Raw genomic sequence first — 19,547 nt, forward strand, 5'->3', positions numbered from 1 at the left:
CCGTGACGATCGAACCCCTAGACAACGAATTTCATCGATCTGACCTTGCGGAACTGTCGAGTCCTGTGCACCATGGGGTCGTGGCCAGTCGCAGCGCAGATTCCAGCAGTTCCCGACACGGGAACGGTTCTTCGTCCATCGACGCCGTCTCCCTGGCGATCATCGAACAGCTTCAGGAGGACGGACGCCGTCCGTACGCCGCCATCGGCAAGGCCGTGGGCCTTTCCGAAGCGGCCGTGCGGCAACGCGTCCAGAAGCTGCTCGACCAGGGCGTGATGCAGATCGTCGCCGTCACGGACCCGCTCACCGTGGGTTTCCGGCGCCAGGCAATGGTCGGCATCAACGTCGAGGGTGATCTGGATCCCGTCGCGGAAGCGCTGACGGCCATGGCCGAGTGTGAGTACGTGGTGATGACCGCGGGCTCCTTCGACCTGATGGTGGAGGTCGTCTGCGAGGACGACGACCACCTTCTCGACGTGATCAACAAGCGCATCCGCGCCCTCCCCGGCGTGCGCTCCACCGAGAGCTTCGTCTATCTGAAGCTCAAGAAGCAGACCTATATGTGGGGAACCCGATAGCCGTGAGCAAGGACCTCAGCCAAACCGCGTACGACCACTTGTGGATGCACTTCACCCGCATGTCGGACTACGAGAACGCACCCGTGCCCACCATCGTGCGTGGCGAAGGCACCTACATCTACGACGACAAGGGCAAGAAGTACCTCGACGGCCTCTCCGGCCTGTTCGTGGTCAACGCCGGCCACGGTCGTCACGAGCTCGCCGAGACCGCCTACAAGCAGGCGCAGGAGCTGGCCTTCTTCCCGGTGTGGAGCTACGCCCACCCGAACGCCGTCCACCTCGCGGAGCGTCTCGCCGACTACGCGCCCGGCGACCTCAACAAGGTCTTCTTCACCACCGGTGGCGGCGAGGCCGTCGAGACCGCGTGGAAGCTGGCGAAGCAGTACCACAAGCTCACCGGCAACCACACGAAGTACAAGGTCATCTCCCGCGCGGTCGCCTACCACGGCACCCCGCAGGGCGCCCTGTCCATCACCGGCCTGCCGGCCCTCAAGGCCCCCTTCGAGCCGCTCGTCCCGGGCGCGCACAAGGTGCCGAACACGAACATCTACCGCGCCCCGATCCATGGCGACGACCCCGAGGCCTTCGGCCGCTGGGCCGCCGACCAGATCGAGCAGGAGATCCTCTTCGAGGGTCCCGAGACCGTCGCGGCCGTGTTCCTCGAGCCGGTACAGAACGCCGGTGGCTGCTTCCCGCCGCCGCCCGGGTACTTCCAGCGGGTCCGCGAGATCTGCGACAAGTACGACGTGCTGCTCGTCTCGGACGAGGTCATCTGCGCCTTCGGCCGCCTCGGCACGATGTTCGCCTGTGACAAGTTCGGCTACGTACCGGACATGATCACCTGCGCCAAGGGCATGACCTCGGGCTACTCCCCGATAGGCGCCTGCATCGTCTCGGACAAGATCGCCGAGCCGTTCTACAAGGGCGACAACACCTTCCTGCACGGCTACACCTTCGGCGGCCACCCCGTGTCCGCCGCGGTCGGCCTCGCCAACATCGACATCTTCGAGAAGGAGGGCCTGAACCAGCACGTCCTCGACAACGAGGACGCGTTCTACCAGACCCTCCGCAAGCTGCACGACCTGCCGATCGTCGGCGACGTCCGCGGCAACGGCTTCTTCTACGGCATCGAGCTCGTGAAGGACAAGGCCACCAAGGAGACGTTCAACGACGAGGAGACCGAGCGCGTCCTGTACGGCTTCCTCTCCAAGGCGCTGTACGAGAACGGCCTGTACTGCCGCGCCGACGACCGTGGCGACCCGGTCGTCCAGCTCGCCCCGCCGCTGATCTCCACCCAGGAGACCTTCGACGAGATCGAGGGCATCCTGCGCGAGGTCCTCACGGAGGCGTGGACGAAGCTCTGATCCCTGGGATCCCCCTCCGGGATCCATAGTGTGATCGAGTGATCAACACCGGCCCCGGGGGCGCCCGTTCGAGTGAGAACGGGTGCCCCCGGGCCGCGTCGTTTCCAGGCATCGCGGCCTGGATCCCTAGCGTGCCCAGTGACCGATCGGCCCCGCCTTCGTTCCCCCGTACGGGGGAGGCAAACTGATCTGAACCGAGGTGTACGTGATGGTGGCTCCGCCGGACAACGACGTGCTGTGGGCACGCGCCCTACACGTCACACACAACGGCTCGCCCGCGCTCACCGGCGTATCGCTCGGTGTCCGCGAGGGCGAGATCCTCGCCGTCACGGGCCCACGCGGCAGCGGCAAGACGACTCTCCTGCGCTGTCTGTCCGGGCAGCTCCTGCCCGACGAGGGCGAGGTCTGGTTCAACAGCACGCCGGTGCACACGATGGGTCCCGTGATCCGCGAACGCCTGCGCCGCGACCGCTTCGGCTGGATCGACCCCGAGCCGCACCTCGTGCCCGAGCTCACGGGCTGGGAGAACGTCGCGATGCCGCTGATGCTGCGCGGCGCCTCGCACCGGGTCTCCAAGACCACGGCCCAGGAGTGGCTCGACCGGCTCGACATCGGTGACTGCGCCCGCAAGCGGCCGCACGCGCTGCTCCAGGCCCAGCGCCAGCGCATCGCCATCGCCCGCGCCCTGGTCACCATGCCGTCCGTGATCTTCGCCGACGAGCCGACCGCGCCCCTGCACCGCGCCGACCGCGCCCACGTCCTGCGCACACTGACGACCGCGGCCCGCTCGCACGGCATCACGGTCGTCATCGCCACACACGACACAGAGGTCGCCGCCCTCGCCGACCGAACGGTCACGCTGCTCGACGGCAGGCGCGTGAACACGGTGCATCTGCCCGGCTCGGAGGAGCTCGCGGCGGCGACGGAGGGCGGTCCGGGCGCCCACGAGGCGGCGGGTGGTGACGCGGCCGAGGGGGCCGGGGATGCGGGGGCCGAGGGGGCCGGGGCGGCGGGTGCTGGGGGCTCCGGGGCTGCGGATGCCGGGGGCTCCGGGGCTGCGGATGCCGGGGGCTCCGGGATCGCTGCCACCGAGGGCTCCGGTAGAGCGGCCGCCGTAGGCGCCGGGACAGCGGGTGCCGGGGGCGCCGGGACAGCGGGTGGCGGAGACTCCGGGATCGCTGCCACCGAGGGCTCAGGTAGAGCGGCCGCCGTAGGCGCCGGGACAGCGGGTGCCGGGGGCGCCGGGACATCGGGTGGCGGAGACTCCGGGATCGCTGCCACCGAGGGCTCAGGTAAGGCGACCGCCGTAGGCAGCGCCGGGACCGCTTCCGCCGGAGGCTCCGGGTCAGCGACCGCCGAAGGCTCCGGGACGGCGACTGCCGGGGGCTCCAGGACCGCGACCACCGAAGGCTCCGGCACAGCGGAGGCCGAAGGCTCCCGGACCGCTGCCGCCGAGGGCCTCGGTAGAGCCGCCGCCGAAGGCTCCGGGACAGCGGGGGCCGGGGGCGCCGGGATCGCAGCCGCCGAAGGCTCCGGTACGCCGGGGGGCGGAGGCTCCAGGGCGGTAGCTGCCGCGGGCTCCAGGGCCGCGGGCGCCGGAGACTCCGGTACAGCGGGCGTCGGAGGCTCCGGGGCCGTGGCCGTCGAGGGTGACTCCGACGACAAGGAAGGCCGGGCCGCGTGCTCGCTCTCCGTCTAGCCCGCGGGGCCCATCCCCTGGTCCAGCTGCGCAGGCTGCTGGTCGCCGGGGCGTCGGCCGGCACCGGCTTCCTGCTCCTGTGCACGCTGGGGTACGCGATGGGCCACCCGGACGCGTCCGGCGGAGCCCTGCTACGGCTCGCCTGGTGCGTCGCACCGATCGCCGCCACGGTGTACTTCGCCGTCACCGTCGCACGCACCGACCCTGCGACCCGGCCGCGCTCCGGGCTCTCGGCGGTGGGGCTCGGGCCGGCGAGGCTCATGGTCCTCGCCACGATCTCCACCGCGGTGGCGTGCACGCTCGGCTCGATGGTCGCGCTCCTGTTCTTCCTGCACCTGCGCGGCGACCTGTCGGGCCTGCCGTTCGACGGCGCCGGAGCCGAACTGCTCGCCGCCGGCCAGCCGTTGCCCCTCCCTGCGGCACTCACCCTGCTCGCCCTTGTACCGCTGCTCGCCTCCGCGGGAAGCGCTGCGGTACTGCGGCCCCGGACCCCGAAGTCCAACGGCAAGCAGGACGCCCACGATGCCGGCCCGCCGGACCCGAACGCACCGGCAGCCCCGCCGAGCGGCCTTCCCTGGGGAGTCGCGCTCCTCGCGGCAGGCCTCGCCGTCGAGACGTACGCGAGCCGCTCCCCCGGCGCCTCGGACCTGCGGATGCCGGGCGGTCTCACCGGCAGCCCGGCGGGCGTCCTCGCCGGATGGGCGCTCACGGCGCTCGGCCTCGCCATCGCGGGCCCCGGCCTCACGTTCCTGTGCGGGCGCATCCTGCAGTCGGCCAGGCCCGGCGCGATGCGGCTCCTGGCCGGACGCGGGCTGCAGGAGGAGGCGCGGCGGATCGGCCGGCCGCTCGGAGTGCTGTGCGTGGTGGGCTCCGGGGCGTACGCGGCGCTCACGCTCTACTCCGGTAACCGGCCCGAGGTCGGCCCGCTGACCACGCTCGGCTCGCTGCTCGTGGCGGGCTGCGCGGTACTGACCCTGGCCACGGCCGCGGTCGAGGCCAAGCACGCGCGCTCGGACACGACGTCGGCGCTGCTCCAGCTCGGGGCTCCGGCGTCGATGCTGCGCGGCACCGCCGCACTGCGGGCAGGCACGCTCGCGGCGGTGTTCGGGCCGCTGACCTGGGTGGTGGCGGAGTTGGCCGCGCTGCCTCTCGCGGGCTGAGGAGCCCGCCGCCCAACTCGCGGGAAAAGAGCCCGCTCCGGGCGATGAGTTCTGCGTCGAACGTTCGTCTACCCCTCCGTAGGACACAGACACCGAACGCACGCGCCACGCAGAACTCACCGCAACGGGAGCCCTCATGTACCAGCAGATGATCTTCGTGAACCTCGCCGTGAACGACGTCGACAGCTCGAAGAAGTTCTTCACGGAGCTCGGCTACTCGCTGAACCCGCAGTTCACGACGGACGACTGCGCCTGCGTCGTGATCAGCGACACGATCATCGCGATGATGCTGAGCAAGAGCCACTACCAGCAGTTCACGGAGAAGCAGATCGCGGACTCACGGACGACGAGCGAGACACTGCTCTGTCTGAGCGCCGAGAGCCGCGACAAGGTCGACGAGCTGGTGGACAAGGCCGTGGCGGCAGGCGGCACGGCGGGCAAGACACAGGACTTCGGCATGATGTACGGCCGCGCCTTCGACGACTTGGACGGCCACACCTGGGAAATCATGTGGATGGACGAGTCCGCGGTGGAGGGGTAGAGGGGCCGAGGGCCAGAGGTACTGGGCCGGCGAACCCGGCGGGCCAGGGGGCGATCGACGATCGGGCGGTCTGCTTAGCATGGGCGGATGCTGCCGACTCCCGAACCCGCATCCGCATCCGCATCCGCCCCCGGCCCCTCGCCCCGGCTTCCGGGCGGCGACCGCGAGATCGAGTCGCTCGACGAGTTCGACGAGATCGCCGCGGGCGGCTCGCTCGCCGGGTGCCGAGTCCAGGCCATAGACCTGATGGGACGTACGTCCGCGCTGACGGCGTGCGACGCAACGGGCACGGTGTTCCTCGGCTGCCTGATGGAGCCGAGCGCGGTGGACGCGGTCCGGGCCGCCGGAGCTCTGGTGTTCCCGCCCGTCCCCGGCCTGCCCTTCGACCCGTACCGCGGTCTTCTCCACACGCCGGACGAGCTCTTCGCCGGGCTCTCCGAGGGTGGGTACGAGGCGACGCCCGACGCCCGTGCGTACGAGTGGTTCCAGGAGACCAAGGCCGACGGTGACGTCTTCTCCTCGATGCTCCGCGCGATCCACGACGACTCGATCTCGGACGCCCTCGACGAACTGCTGGTCAGCGCCCGGGTGGTGGGCGTGATGGGCGGCCACGCGATGGCCCGCGGAACGGAGGCGTACGAGGGCGCGGCCCGGCTCGGCCGCTCGCTCGCCCGCGCCGGGTTCACGGTCGCCACGGGTGGCGGCCCCGGCGCGATGGAGGCGGCGAACCTGGGCGCGTACGCGTCGGTCTTCCGCGAGGAGATGCTGGACGAGGCGCTCGAACTCCTCGCCAAGGCACCGTCGTTCACTCCCTCGGTCACCGAGTGGGCGCGGGCGGCCTTCGACGTGCGCGAGCGCTGGCCGGACGGTGGCGCGTCGGTGGGCGTCCCCACGTGGTTCTACGGCCACGAGCCGCCGAACGCCTTCGCCACCCACCTGGCGAAGTACTTCGCGAACGCCACCCGCGAGGACGGTCTGCTCGCCCGCTCGAACGGGGGCGTGATCTTCCTGCCCGGCGCCGCGGGCACGCTCCAGGAAATCTTCGACGCGGCAACCCCGAACTACTACGAGTCCCGCGGCGAGCCGGTCCCCATGATCCTGGTGAACCACGAACACTGGACGGAACGCCTTCCCGCATGGCCGCTGCTACAGGCGCTGGCACGGGGCCGCTCGATGGAGTCCCGGATCGCATTGGTGGAAAGGGTGCAGGACGTCCCAGCAGCCCTACAAGGCTTCAACCAACCCAACTAACCCCTGGCCCACCCCGCCCCTTCTTTCCCCACGCGACGGCACCTCCCCGGCCAGGCGAAGCCCCCTGCCCAACGCAGCTTCCCCGCCCGGCGCAGTTCCCCCTGCCCTAGCGAAAATTTCATGCCGTCCGGCAAAAACCCCAGCCCGGCAGCGGGAGCTTCCAGCCCTCCCAGCGAGATCCCACCCCGCCCGCTGAAGAACCACCCCACCACGCGGAGACCCCACTGCCGGGACCCCAGCTCCCGCAGAGATCCCACTTCGCCCCGCGCAAAGCCAACCCGCCCTGCGGAGATACCAGCCCACCCCACGGCGATCCCAGTCGGCCCTGCGGGGCCCAAGTCCCGCCTCCGCAGAGCTCCCAGCCGGGCCGGTGAAAGTTCCAGCCCGCCCTACGAAGGCGCCCAGTCCGCCCGGCGAGCTCCACCGCGCCCGGCGGAAATCCACCCCGCCCAGCCCACCCCCAGCCCGTCCGGCGTTTGAGGACGAGCTCGGCGGAGCCGGCGATGACAGCGCCCCAAGGCCCCCGCGCCAGGCCCCGCGCCAGGCCCCGCGCCAGAAAACTCAGCCGAACGAAGCCCTCTCCAGCCAGAAGTCCAGCAGCTCCCGATCCCCCAGAACCTCGACGCCCCCACCGTCCAGCGGCCGCCGGCGATAGAACGCGAGCAGGACCTCAGTGAGCGGGCCCCGCAAAGCGACCGTCGCCTTCTCGTGGCCCCGCCGCCACACGAAACCGTCGTCTACGAACTCGATGACCCACTCCGCGTTCAGCTCCGCGGGCGCATCAGTCGCATGCAGATGAATACTGCGCCCCGCCCCACGCAACTCAGCGGCACTGTCGTCGGCATCGGACCGCTGCACGTACTGCACGATCTCCAGCCACTCGTCAATCGCATCGGCGGCGACATCCGGCGCGACTTCATACGGAACGCCCGCGGCGATCGCCGCATCCGCCCGATGGACGGCCACCTCATGCGTCATGCGCCGCGCCCAGAACCCGGCGTCGTGACGGTCGGACCAGGACCACACCGCCGTATCGGCCTGCGCGCCGCCCATCGTCCCCACGAAGAGCTCGGCGGTCTCCGCCAGCCACGCGTCGAGAGCAGCGGGGTCGTCGCCCTCCGGCCCGCTGATCCCCGGTATCTCCTCCTCCGGGATGTCCCCCGTGGCCCGCGTGCCCACCAGCCGCTCCGCCCAGCGCACGGCACCCCCCATATGCCGGGCGAGGTACCCGAGGGTCCACTCCGGACACGTCGGCACGGTGGCCGACAGATCCGCCCCGGCCAACGTCTCCCTCAAAAGGCCCAGCTGGACCGCGACTTCGGCGCGGTGGCGGTCGTACTCAAGTGTCGTCATGGCCCGCACCCTAGGCAGATCCCCGAACCATCCACACCCCAATAACGCCCGCGCCCCAAGCCGGCCCACCCCCACCGCAGCCAACCCCCACCTCACCCCAACACCACAACATCCCCCACATCAAACGCCACCCCCACCGTCTCCCCCACCCCAGGCGCATCCCGCAACGCACAGGCCGCCTCAAGCCGCGGCCCGACCCGAGGCTCCAGGTGGACGGCGACATGCGTGCCCCGGAACGTGCGCGCGGTCACCATGCACGCCAACCCCTCGTCGGCCGGCACCAGCCGCACCCCGGCCGGCCGCACCAACAGCCGGCGCCGCCCGTCCGCCGGGCTCCCGGCAGGGCCCCCGGCACCCTCCGGCACCGGAACCTTGCCCCAGGCGGTGTCGGCCACCTCACCGGACACCGTCGCGTCGACGATGTTGTCGAAGCCCAGGAAACGTGCGACGAACTCGTCAGCCGGATGCCGCCAGACCTCAAGTGGCGTACCGGACTGGGCGATCCGCCCCTCCCGCATCACCACCACCCGGTCCGCGAGCGCGAACGCCTCGCCCTGGTCGTGCGTGACCGCGAGCACCGTCGTACCCAACTCGTCGAACAGCTCACGGAGTTCGACGACAAGCCGCTCCCGCAGCGAACGGTCGAGCTGCCCGAGCGGCTCGTCGAGCATCAGCAGGCGCGGCCTCGGTGCGAGCGCACGCGCGAGGGCGACCCGCTGCTGCTCGCCGCCGGAGAGCGAGGCGACGGCCCGGCGCTGCGCACCCGGAAGCCCCACGAGTTCGAGCAACTCGGCCACGCGGTCGGCCTGTTCGCCCCGCGAAGCCCCGTGCATCCGCAGCCCGAAGGCGACATTGCCGGCCACGTCACGCTGCGGGAAAAGCTGATGGTCCTGGAACATCAGGCCGACCCCACGCTTGTGCGCGGGCACACCCCGCTGGTCCTTCCCGCCGAGGAGCACCTGCCCGCCGTCGAGATCCTGGAGCCCGGCGACCGCACGCAGCAGCGTCGACTTACCGCTGCCGCTCGGCCCGAGCACGCACAGGATCTCGTGCTCCTCGACCTCCAGGGCGACCTCGTCGAGGACGGCCCGCGCCCCGAACCGTACGGTCGCATCCGCCAGCGTCAGCAAGGCCATCAGAACTCCCCGGTCGTGCGGTCGGTACGGAGGCGTTCGAGCAGCAGCAGCGACACCGCGCACACCACCATCAAGATTGTCGAAAGTGCCATCGCCTGCCCGTAGTTGAGCTCTCCCGCCCGCCCCAGGAGCCGCGCCACGGCCACCGGAAGCGTCGGGTTGTCCGGCCGCGCGATGAACACGGTCGCGCCGAACTCCCCCAGGGACACGGCGAAGGCGAACCCGGCGGCGATCAGCAGCGCGCGCCGCACCATCGGCAGGTCGACCTCCCGCCACGCCCGCAGCGGCGAGGCCCCGAGCACGGCAGCCGCCTCACGCAGGCGTCCGTCCACCGCGCGCAGGACGGGAAGCATGGTGCGTACGACGAAGGGCACGCCCACCAGGGCCTGCGCGAGCGGCACCAGAATCCACGTCGAGCGCAGGTCGAGCGGCGGCTTGTCCAGCGTGATCAGGAAACCGAAGCCGACCGTCACCGCGGACACCCCGAGCGGCAGCATCAGGAGCGCGTCGAAGCCGCGCACCAGGCGGCCCGCCTTCCGGGTGAGCGCCGCGGCGGCGAGCCCGCCGATCACCAGGGCGATGGCGGTGGCGGCGAGCGCGTACTGGAGCGAGTTCCAGACCGCCTCGATCGGCGGGACGAGGAACGCCCCGCCCTCCGCCGACGTCAACTCCTTGTAGTACGTGAAGCCGTAGCCGTCGGGGCCGCTCAGCGACCGCTCGATCAGCACCCCGAGCGGCAGCAGTATCAGCACGGCGATCGTGACCATGACCCCGCCGAGCAGCGACCACTGCCCCGCGCCGCGCGGACGACGCGCGACCACGGAGGCGTCGACCAGCTTCAGCGCACTCTCCCTGCGGCGCACGGTCCACGCGTGCACGGCGAGGATCGCGCCGACCGCGGCGAACTGCACGATCGTCAGTACGGCGGCCGTCGACAGGTCGAGAAGCTGGGCGGTCTGCCGGTAGATCTCCACTTCGAGCGTCGAGTACGCGGGTCCGCCGAGGATCTGCACGACGCCGAAGGAGGTGAACGTGAAGAGGAAGACCATGAGGGAGGCCGCGGCGACCGCGGGACCGAGCGCGGGCAGCGTGACGGTCCGCCAGGCGGTCCACCGCGAGGCGCCGAGCATCCGCGCGGCCTCCTCCTGGCGCGGGTCGAGCTGCGACCAGAGCCCGCCGACGGTCCGTACGACGACGGCGTAGTTGAAGAAGACGTGCGCGAGCAGGATCGCCCACACCGTCGTGTCGAGGCGTACGCCCCACATCTCGTCGAGCAGCCCGCCCCGGCCGAGCAGCGCGAGGAAAGCGGTCCCGACGACGACGGTCGGCAGCACGAACGGCACCGCGACGACGGCCCGCAGAATCTGCTTGCCCCTGAACTCGAAGCGCGCGAAGACGTACGCGCCAGGGAGCGCGATCAGCAGGGTGAGCGCCGTCGAGGCAAGCGCCTGCCAGGTGGTGAACCACAGCACGTGCCGGACGTCGGACTGCCCGACGACCTCCGCGATCCGCCCGAACTGCCAGTCCCCGCCGACCTTCAGGCCGCGCGCGACGATCGCGGCGACCGGATAGGCGAAGAAGACGGCGAAGAACGCGACGGGCACGGCCATGAGACCGAGCCGCGTCGCGCTCCCGCGCGCGAGCCCCTTACGGGACGTGCTTACTTCAGTACGAGCGAGGTCCACGACTTGACCCACTGCTCGCGGTTGTCGGAGATCTTCTTCGGAGCCATGGTCTCCGGCTTGTCGACGCTCACGCCGTGCTCCGTGAACAGCTCCGGCAGCTTGCCGCCCTCACGGACCGGGTTCACGAACATGTTCAGCGGCATGTCCTCCTGGAACTCGGCGCTGATCAGGAAGTCGAGCAGCGCCTTGCCGCCCTTCTCGTTCCGGGCGTTGTCGAGCAGACCCGCGTACTCGACCTGCCGGAAGCAGGTGCCGGTCGCGACGCCGGTCGGCGCCTCCTTGGGCTGCGGCTTGGCGTAGAGCACCTCGACGGGCGGGGACGAGGCGTACGAGACGACGAGCGGCCGGTCGCCCTTGGCCTTCTTGCCGCCGGCGGACCCGGAGAACTCCTCGTTGTAGGCCTGCTCCCAGCCGTCGACGACCTTGACGCCGTTGTCCTTGAGCTTCTTCCAATAGCCCTGCCAGCCGTCGTCGCCGTACTGGGCGGCGGTGCCGAGCAGGAACCCGAGGCCGGGGGACGAGGTCGACGCGTTCTCGGTGACCAGCAGGTCCTTGTACGCGGGCTTGGTCAGATCCGCGAAGGACTTCGGCGGCGCGAGCTTCTTGTCGGCGAAGTACTTCTTGTCGTAGTTGACGCAGATGTCGCCGCTGTCGACGGGCGTGACCCGGTGCTTCCCCTGATCGACGCGGAACTGCGAGGCGACCTGGTCCGAGCCCTTGGCCTCGTACGACTGGAAGAGGCCGTTGTCGAGCGCACGCGACAGAAGCGTGTTGTCTACGCCGAAGAAGACGTCGCCCTGGGGGTTGTCCTTGGACAGGATCGCCTTGTTCACAGCGGCGCCCGCGTCCCCGTCCTTGAGGACGTTGACCTTGTACCCGGAGCTCTTCTCGAACGCCTTCAGCACGTCCTTGGAGACGTTGAACGAGTCATGGCTGACGAGTGTGACGCTCTTGGAGTCGGCCTTGTCGCCGCTGTCGGACGAGCTGCCGCACGCGGAGAGCGCGACGAGCCCGACGCTCACCGCGACCGCGGTGAGCGTGATCTTCTTGGTGGTACTCACTGAATTCATTCCTCCTGGAGTGACCAGGAAGAGACGCGGCCCTGCCCGCGGACCGAAGGGCCGGCGGGCAGGGCGCAACAGCTTGAGTGGTGTCCGAACTTCCTACCCGGAATGACCCGGGCAAGGTTCAGAGGGTCTGCGGCCAACCTGTCCTTGGCTGCCGCACTCTCAGCGCTGTGGCGCTCCCCTGTCGGAATATGAAGATGTGTTCCGTCCGTGCAGTTGTGCACTGCCTATGAAGTTGTGTTTCGGCCAGCCTAACGCTCTGCCGCGGCGAGCTGACCGCACGCCCCGTCGATCTCCTGGCCACGGGTGTCACGCACCGTGACAGGCACCCCATGAGCGGCGATGGCGTTCACGAAGGCCTTCTCGTCCTCCGGCCGCGACGCCGTCCACTTCGAGCCCGGCGTCGGGTTCAGCGGGATCAGGTTCACGTGCACGGGCTTGTTCTTGAGCAGCCGCCCGAGCCGGTCACCGCGCCACGCGTGGTCGTTGATGTCCCGGATCAGCGCGTACTCGATGGACAGGCGGCGCCCGGACTTTGCGGCGTACTCCCACCCTGCCTCCAGCACCTCGCGCACGTTCCAGCGCGTATTGACGGGTACGAGGGTGTCGCGGAGCTCGTCGTCGGGCGCGTGCAGCGAGATGGCGAGGCGGCACTTGAAGCCCTCGTCGGCGAACCGGTGGATGGCGGGCACGAGGCCCACGGTCGACACGGTGATGCCACGCTGCGAGAGGCCGACCCCGTCGGGCTCGGGGTCCGTCAGCCGGCGGATCGCCCCGGTCACGCGGTTGTAGTTGGCGAGCGGCTCACCCATCCCCATGAAGACGATGTTGGAGAGCCGCGCGGGCCCACCGGGAATCTCCCCGTCGCGCAGGGCCCGCATCCCGTCCACGATCTGGTGCACGATCTCGGCGGTGGACAGATTCCGGTCGAGACCGGCCTGCCCGGTCGCGCAGAACGGGCAGTTCATCCCGCACCCGGCCTGCGACGAGATACACATCGTCACGCGGTCCGGATAGCGCATGAGCACGGACTCGACGAGCGTCCCGTCGAACAACCGCCACAGTGTCTTACGGGTGGTGTCGTCGTCGCAGCTGATGTGCCGCACCACGGACATCAGCTCGGGAAGCAGCGCCTCCTGGAGCTTCCCGCGCGAACCGGCGGGAATGTCGGTCCACTGCTCCGGGTCGTGCGCGTACCGCGCGAAGTAGTGCTGCGAGAGCTGCTTGGCGCGAAACGGTTTCTCGCCGGCGGCGGCGACGGCTTCCTTGCGCTCGGCGGGCGTGAGGTCGGCGAGATGCCGCGGCGGCTTCTTGGCTCCGCGGGGCGCGACGAAGGTGAGTTCTCCGGGTACAGGCATGGTGATTCCAGTGTCGCAGACTGTGGGAGCGCCACCCGGCCACCGTGCGGCGGTGGTGCGCGGCCCAGGGGGCGGGCCCTGCCGACCCGTCGAAGTCGGTCGACAGGGCCTCTCACAGTGCGACATCATGTGGTCACACAAGGTGAGTCAGCGTGTCGAGTGACTGGCCGGCGAGGGGGACCCAGTGGAACCGTCCGACGCACCCATCGCCCTCGACCGCGATGTGTTCATGCGAAGCCTCATCCGTGAACTGGCGCGCGTCCTTGAGGACGTCGTCGGTCTCGAGGAGGCGGCGGGCTATGTCAGCCTCGTCAGTCAGACCATCGGCGACGACATCAACGGCCAGTACACCAAGGCACTGTCGGTCGACCGTCTCGACCGCGTGCAGGTGGCGCAGGTCATGGTCGACCTCAAGAAGCGGCTCGGTGGGGACTTCTTCGTCGTGGAGGAGAACGACCGGCGCATCGTGCTCGGCAACCGGGTCTGCCCGTTCGGCGAGAAGGTCCTTGGCCGGCCCTCCATGTGCATGATGACGTCGAACATCTTCGGGACCATCGCCGCCGGCAATCTCGGCTACGCCCGCGTGGAGCTGGAGAAGACCATCGCCCGCTGGGACGTGGGCTGCCGTGTCGTGGTCCACCTCCGCCCGCCTTCCGAAGCGGAACTGACCACAGGCCGTGAGTACTACGGCGATGTCCGGTGACCATCGACGACCCCCTGGCCCTCTTCCGGAAGATCACCGGGCTGCTCACGGAGCCGGTGCTGCTCGTCGCCGCCGACACGCGTGTACTGGCCGCGAACCCCTCGGCGGTCCGGATGCTTCCGGGTGTCGAGGACGCGGCGCCCCTGAGCGACATGGTCTCCGAAGCCGCCGAGGACGTCGCCCAGTACGTACGGCAGTGGATGCGCACCGGCCACCCGACCCCCGCGGGCCTCACCCTGCACGGCTACGACGGCGCACGCGTACGCTGCCGCTGCTTCGGCGCCCGAGCCCAGTGGCTGCCCACCCTCGCGGTGCACCTACGGGCCGTCCGCATCGACCCCGGCGACCGCTTCCTCACCGTCAAGGAGCGCGTCAACGCCCTTGAGCGCGAGCGCACGCTCCGCTTCCGCGCGACCGAGGACCGCCTGCGGCTCAACTCGTCCCTGACCGCCGCCCAGCAGAAGCTCGATCACCTGCACACGCTCGTCCAGGCGGTCGCCTCGTCCACCACGACCGCGGGCCTGATCCGGTCGGTGGCCGAACACGCGCCCCCGGTCCTCGGCTGCACGGAAGCCGCCCTGCACCTCACCCCTCCGTCGCCCGGCCCCGACCGCCTCCACGTCCCCGTCGGCCCCCACGCCACCCTCGTCCTCGCCACGAATAGACCGCCGCCCCCGACGGAGCACCTGGAGTCGGTGACGGCCCTGATCGGCGGCGCGCTCAGGTCCCTCTCGCTCCTGTAGCCCCTCCGGGAGCTCCGGACACGAAAAAGGGCCCGCCGCCCCATGGACAGCGAGCCCCTCACGTACAGCGGCAGGCGGGTCAGCCGGACCCCACGAAGATGACGAGCAGCAGCCAGACCACCGGCGCGGTCGGCAGCAGTGAGTCGAGGCGGTCCATGATGCCGCCGTGACCCGGCAGCAGCGTGCCCATGTCCTTGATGCCGAGGTCACGCTTGATCATCGACTCGCCCAGGTCCCCGAGCGTCGCGCTCGCGGCGACCGCGAGGCCGATGAGCAGCCCCTGCCACCACGTGCCGCCGTCGATCAGGAACTCCATGCACAGCGCGCCGGCCGCCATCGCGAACGTCACCGCGCCGACCAGACCCTCGCGGGTCTTGCCGGGACTGATCCGCGGAGCGAGCTTGTGCTTGCCGAAGCGCCAGCCGATCGCGTACGCCCCGGTGTCGCTGACGACGGTCAGGAGCAGGAACGTGAGCACCCGCATCGAGCCGTCGTCCGCGGTGAGCATCAGCGCCACGAACGTGGCGAGGAAGGGGACGTAGAACGCCGCGAAGACGCCCGCCGTGACGTCCTTCAGATAGCCCTCGGGCGGCTCGGTCATCCGCCAGACGAGCACCGCCAACGCGGTGAGTGCCATGGCGACCCAGGCGCCCTCGGGTCCGCGGACGTACCCGGCGACGACCATCGCGGCGCCGCCCACCGCGAGCGGGACCAGCGGCGCCTTGATGTCCTTGCGCTCCTGGAGCCGGGAGGTGAGCTCCCAGAGACCGACCACGACGGCGACCGCTATGACGCCGATGAAGACGGCCTTCACGATGAAGAGCGACGCGATGATCACCGCGCCGAGCCCCACGCCGACTCCTATGGCCGCCCCGAGATCACGGCCCGCGCTCTTCTTCTGCGGCGCTTGGGGCGCGCCCGGCGTCTGAGGCACCTGAGGCGCTCGCGGCGACTCGGGGGCGGGCTGTGATGCGCTGGGCATGGGCTCCCGGGGTACTTCAGGCATGTCGGGCACGATGGGCATGGGCTGCGTCTCTGCTGGATACAGGGCGTCATGCGCATCGTACGCGGGACCTGCCGGGGCAGCCCCTTGAGCAGGGCCCTGGTCGGACGGCCCCCAGTACCCGGCTCTGGGAGGCGCCCCCCAGGAAGAGTCGTTCACGGATCGGATTCCTCAGTCCTCAGACTTCGAGCCCTCAGACCTCGAGCAGCTCGGCTTCCTTGTGCTTGAGCAGCTCGTCCACCTGAGCGACGTACTTCGCGGTGGTGTCGTCGAGCTCCTTCTCCGCGCGACGGCCCTCGTCCTCGCCGATGTCGCCGTCCTTGATCGCCTTGTCGATCGCTTCCTTGGCCTTGCGGCGGATGGAGCGGATCGAGATCTTGGAGTCCTCGGCCTTGGTCTTGGCGACCTTGATGAACTCCTTGCGGCGGTCCTGCGTCAGCTCGGGGAACGTCACCCGGATGATGTTTCCGTCATTGCTGGGGTTGACGCCGAGGTCGGAGTCGCGGATCGCCTGCTCGATGTTGCGCAGCGCGCTCTTGTCGAACGGGGTCACCACGGCCATCCGCGGCTCGGGCACCGAGAACGAGGCCAGCTGATTGATCGGCGTAAGGGCGCCGTAGTAGTCGGCCACGATCTTGTTGAACATCGCCGGGTGCGCACGGCCTGTGCGAATCGCGGCGAAGTCCTCCTTGGCGACCACGACGGCCTTCTCCATCTTCTCCTCGGCCTCGAGGAGGGTCTCTTCGATCACCACTTGCTCCTGCGTGTTGTGAGTGGGCTGGGGGCGCCCCCACACGGTGAAGTAGGGGGAGTCCATGGGGTGTCGGCTGCGTCGCGTCTCGTTTCCCTGCACCGTGTCCGACCGGCAGGGCTTTGTCCATCCCTCAGGGCCCTCGGGGGACGTCCCCGAGATCAGGCGCGGGTGCCCTCGTCGCCCACGAGTGTGCCGATCTTCTCACCCTTGACGGCACGCGCGATATTGCCGCTGGAGAGCAACTCGAAGACCAGGATGGGCAGCTTGTTGTCGCGGCACAGCGTGATCGCGGTCATGTCGGCGACCTTCAGGTCGCGGGTGATGACCTCGCCGTAGCCGAGCGCGTCGTACTTCACCGCGTCCGGGTTGGTCTTGGGGTCGGAGTCGTAGACCCCGTCGACGCCGTTCTTGCCCATGAGCAGGGCCTCGGCGTCGATCTCCAGGGCGCGCTGCGCCGCGGTCGTGTCGGTGGAGAAGTACGGCATGCCCATGCCGGCGCCGAAGATGACCACACGGCCCTTCTCCAGGTGCCGCACGGCGCGCAGCGGGATGTACGGCTCCGCGACCTGGCCCATCGTGATGGCGGTCTGGACACGGCACTCGATGCCTTCCTTCTCCAGGAAGTCCTGGAGGGCCAGGCAGTTCATGACCGTGCCGAGCATGCCCATGTAGTCGGAGCGGGCGCGGTCCATGCCGCGCTGCTGCAACTCGGCGCCGCGGAAGAAGTTGCCGCCGCCGATGACGGCCGCGATCTGGGCACCGTCGCGGACGACCGCGGCGATCTCCTTGGCGATCGCGTGCACCACATCGGGGTCGACGCCAAGGCCGCCCCCGCCGGCGAACGCCTCACCGGAGAGCTTCAGCAGGAAACGACCGGCGACTTTGTCGTCGCCACTGTTTGTGTCGGCCTTGGTGGTCATGGAGTACTCGCTTCTTTTTGCTCGGCGCACATACGAAGAAGGCCACTGCCGGTGGGGTGTTGTTCGCATCCCATGCTCGGCAATGGCCTCCTCGTCAGATCTGCGGTCGTACGTCGCGTACTACGTGGGGTACGCGGGCGACCGCTGTCGACCCTAGCGGGGTCTACCGTCGATCGCGGTACGGACTCAGATGCCGACCTTGATGCGCGAGAAGCGCTTCAGGGTGACACCGGCCTCGTCCAGGACCTTCTGGACGGACTTCTTGTTGTCGAGCGCGTACGGCTGACCGAGGAGGGTGGCCTCCTTGAAGAAGCCGTTGACGCGACCCTCGACGATCTTGGGCAGCGCGGCCTCGGGCTTGCCCTCGGCGCGGGTGGTCTCCTCGGCGACGCGGCGCTCGGACTCGACGACCTCGGCCGGGACGTCCTCGCGGGAGAGGTACTTCGGCGCGAAGGCGGCGATGTGCTGGGCGATGCCCTTGGCCAGGTCGGCGTCGGCCTTGTCCAGCTCGACCAGAACACCGATCTGCGGGGGCAGGTCGGGCATGGTGCGGTGCATGTACGCGGTGACGAAGGTGCCCGAGAACTGCGCGAAGCGGTCCAGGACGATCTTCTCGCCGAGGTTGGCGTTGGCCTCGTCGACGTACGCCTGGACGGTCTTGCCGGCCTCGATCTCGGACGCGAGCAGCGCCTCGAGGTCGGCCGGGGACGTCTTGGCGACGTGGGCGGCGAGCGAGTTGGCGACGGCCTGGAACTTGTCACCCTTGGCGACGAAGTCCGTCTCGCACTTCAGCTCGACGATCACGCCGGAGGTGTTGTCGTCGGCGATGAGGGAGACCACGGCGCCGTTCTCGGCGGAGCGGCCCTCGCGCTTGGCGACGCCCTTCTGGCCCTTGATGCGCAGGGCCTCGACGGCCTTGTCGACGCTGCCGTCGGCCTCGTCGAGCGCCTTCTTGCAGTCCATCATGCCGGCGCCCGTGAGCTCGCGGAGCTTCTTGACGTCAGCGGCGGTGTAGTTCGCCATGATCCTGAAATTCTCTTTCGGAGGTCTGAAAGATCTACGGGTGAACGGCGGGGGCCTGGTGGGCCCCCGCCGTCAACTACCGAACCTGTGAAGGTCAGGCCTGCTCGGTCTCCGCGGCGGGGGCCTCGGCGGCAGCAACCTCGGCGGGGGCCTCGGCCTGCTCGGCGTCGGCGGCCTTCTCCGTCTCGGCGGACTTCTGAACCTCGGCCTCTTCGGCCTTCGGCTCGTCGGCCTTGGCCTCGTCAGCCTTGGGCTCGTCGGCCTTCTTGTCGCCCTCGAGCAGGTCGCGCTCCCACTCGGCGAGCGGCTCGCCGGCGGCCTTCTCGCCCGGCTTCTGGTCGCCGGTGGCGACGCCGGAACGGGAGATGAGGCCCTCGGCGACGGCGTCGGCGATCACGCGGGTGAGCAGGGTGACGGAGCGGATCGCGTCGTCGTTGCCCGGGATCTTGTAGTCGACCTCGTCGGGGTCACAGTTGGTGTCGAGGATGGCGACGACCGGGATGTTGAGCTTCCGGGCCTCGCCGACCGCGATGTGCTCCTTCTTGGTGTCCACGATCCAGACGGCGCTGGGCACCTTGGACATCTCGCGGATACCGCCGAGGGTCTTCTCCAGCTTGGCCTTCTCGCGGGAGAGGACGAGCAGCTCCTTCTTGGTGAGGCCGGACGCGGCCACATCCTCGAAGTCGATCTGCTCGAGCTCCTTGAGGCGCTGCAGGCGCTTGTAGACGGTCGAGAAGTTGGTGAGCATGCCGCCCAGCCAGCGCTGGTTCACGTAGGGCATGCCGACGCGGGTCGCCTGCTCGGCGATGGCCTCCTGCGCCTGCTTCTTCGTGCCGACGAACATGACCGTGCCGCCGTGGGCGACGGTCTCCTTGACGAACTCGTAGGCGCGGTCGATGTACGACAGCGACTGGAGCAGGTCGATGATGTAGATGCCGTTGCGCTCCGTGAAGATGAAGCGCTTCATCTTCGGGTTCCAACGACGGGTCTGGTGACCGAAGTGGACGCCGCTTTCCAGCAGCTCCCGCATCGTGACGACGGCCATGGCCGTACTCCTTGGTGTTCTCGGTTGTGCCGCGTCCGCCGGATGGCGGTCGCGCCTGACGCCCGCGATGCGCCGTGCCACAGAGGACCGAGAGGCGCTGGCACCTGGCTTTTCATGGCCTGATGTCGGGGCGTGCGAAGTCGACCCGGTGACCCGGATCGCCA

At 69.6% G+C, this 19,547-nt stretch carries 17 protein-coding genes, 1 pseudogene and 1 riboswitch; of the genes and pseudogenes, 8 read left to right on the forward strand and 10 right to left on the reverse strand.

Annotation, left to right across the window (positions count from 1 at the left end; translation table 11 throughout):
* Window positions 1-65: 65 nt before the first annotated feature.
* From ACIBCK_RS32430 to ACIBCK_RS32455, 6 genes and pseudogenes are all read left to right on the forward strand, one after another.
* Window positions 66-578: an Lrp/AsnC family transcriptional regulator gene (locus ACIBCK_RS32430; protein WP_367049304.1), complete on the forward strand. Its 513-nt coding sequence runs from the start codon at window positions 66-68 to the stop codon at window positions 576-578.
* Complete coding sequence (locus tag ACIBCK_RS32435; RefSeq protein ID WP_399396071.1) at window positions 563-1,942, forward strand: aspartate aminotransferase family protein; 1,380 nt, start codon at window positions 563-565, stop codon at window positions 1,940-1,942. The genes ACIBCK_RS32430 and ACIBCK_RS32435 overlap by 16 nt, the downstream gene beginning before the upstream one ends.
* Window positions 1,943-2,150: 208 nt before the next feature.
* A pseudogene (locus ACIBCK_RS32440) lies at window positions 2,151-2,840 on the forward strand (ABC transporter ATP-binding protein); the annotation flags it as partial.
* Window positions 2,841-3,622: 782 nt separating this feature from the next.
* The gene (locus ACIBCK_RS32445; RefSeq protein WP_399396072.1) at window positions 3,623-4,801 is read left to right on the forward strand and encodes a hypothetical protein; all 1,179 of its coding nucleotides are present in this window, start codon (window positions 3,623-3,625) and stop codon (window positions 4,799-4,801) included.
* Window positions 4,802-4,937: 136 nt separating this feature from the next.
* Complete coding sequence (locus ACIBCK_RS32450; protein WP_399396074.1) at window positions 4,938-5,342, forward strand: VOC family protein; 405 nt, start codon at window positions 4,938-4,940, stop codon at window positions 5,340-5,342.
* Window positions 5,343-5,429: 87 nt separating this feature from the next.
* Window positions 5,430-6,593 (forward strand): LOG family protein, encoded by a 1,164-nt coding sequence (locus ACIBCK_RS32455; protein ID WP_399396076.1) that lies wholly within the window; start codon window positions 5,430-5,432, stop codon window positions 6,591-6,593.
* 561 nt (window positions 6,594-7,154) lie between these two features.
* Here ACIBCK_RS32455 and ACIBCK_RS32460 read toward each other — a convergent pair.
* From ACIBCK_RS32460 to rlmN, 5 genes are all read right to left on the reverse strand, one after another.
* Window positions 7,155-7,946, reverse strand: a complete 792-nt coding sequence (locus ACIBCK_RS32460; protein WP_399396078.1) for a maleylpyruvate isomerase family mycothiol-dependent enzyme — start codon at window positions 7,944-7,946, stop codon at window positions 7,155-7,157.
* Between the two features lie 92 nt (window positions 7,947-8,038).
* Window positions 8,039-9,082: an ABC transporter ATP-binding protein gene (locus ACIBCK_RS32465; RefSeq protein ID WP_399396079.1), complete on the reverse strand. Its 1,044-nt coding sequence runs from the start codon at window positions 9,080-9,082 to the stop codon at window positions 8,039-8,041.
* On the reverse strand, window positions 9,082-10,767 hold the full coding sequence (locus ACIBCK_RS32470) for an ABC transporter permease (RefSeq protein WP_399396081.1): 1,686 nt from the start codon (window positions 10,765-10,767) through the stop codon (window positions 9,082-9,084). The genes ACIBCK_RS32465 and ACIBCK_RS32470 overlap by 1 nt, the downstream gene beginning before the upstream one ends.
* Window positions 10,743-11,837, reverse strand: coding sequence for a thiamine ABC transporter substrate binding subunit (locus ACIBCK_RS32475; protein WP_399396082.1), 1,095 nt, complete (start codon window positions 11,835-11,837; stop codon window positions 10,743-10,745). The genes ACIBCK_RS32470 and ACIBCK_RS32475 overlap by 25 nt, the downstream gene beginning before the upstream one ends.
* Window positions 11,838-11,909: 72 nt before the next feature.
* Window positions 11,910-12,027: riboswitch (TPP riboswitch) on the reverse strand.
* A gap of 58 nt (window positions 12,028-12,085) precedes the next feature.
* Window positions 12,086-13,192, reverse strand: coding sequence for a 23S rRNA (adenine(2503)-C(2))-methyltransferase RlmN (gene rlmN, locus ACIBCK_RS32480; protein ID WP_399396084.1), 1,107 nt, complete (start codon window positions 13,190-13,192; stop codon window positions 12,086-12,088).
* A gap of 184 nt (window positions 13,193-13,376) precedes the next feature.
* Between rlmN and ACIBCK_RS32485 the strand changes: the two genes are divergently transcribed.
* Window positions 13,377-13,895 carry a methanogen output domain 1-containing protein gene (locus ACIBCK_RS32485; protein WP_399396087.1) on the forward strand — a complete coding sequence of 173 codons (519 nt, stop codon included), beginning with the start codon at window positions 13,377-13,379 and terminating at the stop codon, window positions 13,893-13,895.
* Window positions 13,892-14,638, forward strand: coding sequence for a hypothetical protein (locus ACIBCK_RS32490; RefSeq protein ID WP_399396089.1), 747 nt, complete (start codon window positions 13,892-13,894; stop codon window positions 14,636-14,638). The genes ACIBCK_RS32485 and ACIBCK_RS32490 overlap by 4 nt, the downstream gene beginning before the upstream one ends.
* A 79-nt stretch (window positions 14,639-14,717) precedes the next feature.
* Here the strand turns inward: ACIBCK_RS32490 and ACIBCK_RS32495 are convergent, their stop codons facing one another.
* The 5 genes from ACIBCK_RS32495 to rpsB form a co-directional block, all read right to left on the reverse strand.
* Window positions 14,718-15,800 carry a phosphatidate cytidylyltransferase gene (locus ACIBCK_RS32495; protein ID WP_399396090.1) on the reverse strand — a complete coding sequence of 361 codons (1,083 nt, stop codon included), beginning with the start codon at window positions 15,798-15,800 and terminating at the stop codon, window positions 14,718-14,720.
* A 34-nt stretch (window positions 15,801-15,834) separates the two neighbouring features.
* Window positions 15,835-16,392 (reverse strand): ribosome recycling factor, encoded by a 558-nt coding sequence (gene frr / locus ACIBCK_RS32500; RefSeq protein ID WP_361401054.1) that lies wholly within the window; start codon window positions 16,390-16,392, stop codon window positions 15,835-15,837.
* A gap of 161 nt (window positions 16,393-16,553) precedes the next feature.
* Window positions 16,554-17,315, reverse strand: coding sequence for a UMP kinase (gene pyrH, locus ACIBCK_RS32505; RefSeq protein WP_399396093.1), 762 nt, complete (start codon window positions 17,313-17,315; stop codon window positions 16,554-16,556).
* Window positions 17,316-17,501: 186 nt separating this feature from the next.
* On the reverse strand, window positions 17,502-18,338 hold the full coding sequence (gene tsf, locus ACIBCK_RS32510; protein WP_399396094.1) for a translation elongation factor Ts: 837 nt from the start codon (window positions 18,336-18,338) through the stop codon (window positions 17,502-17,504).
* 94 nt (window positions 18,339-18,432) lie between these two features.
* Window positions 18,433-19,383: a 30S ribosomal protein S2 gene (gene rpsB / locus ACIBCK_RS32515; RefSeq protein ID WP_399396096.1), complete on the reverse strand. Its 951-nt coding sequence runs from the start codon at window positions 19,381-19,383 to the stop codon at window positions 18,433-18,435.
* Window positions 19,384-19,547: the final 164 nt, after the last annotated feature.

Source organism: Streptomyces sp. NPDC051218 (assembly GCF_044455475.1).
Lineage (GTDB): Bacteria > Actinomycetota > Actinomycetes > Streptomycetales > Streptomycetaceae > Streptomyces.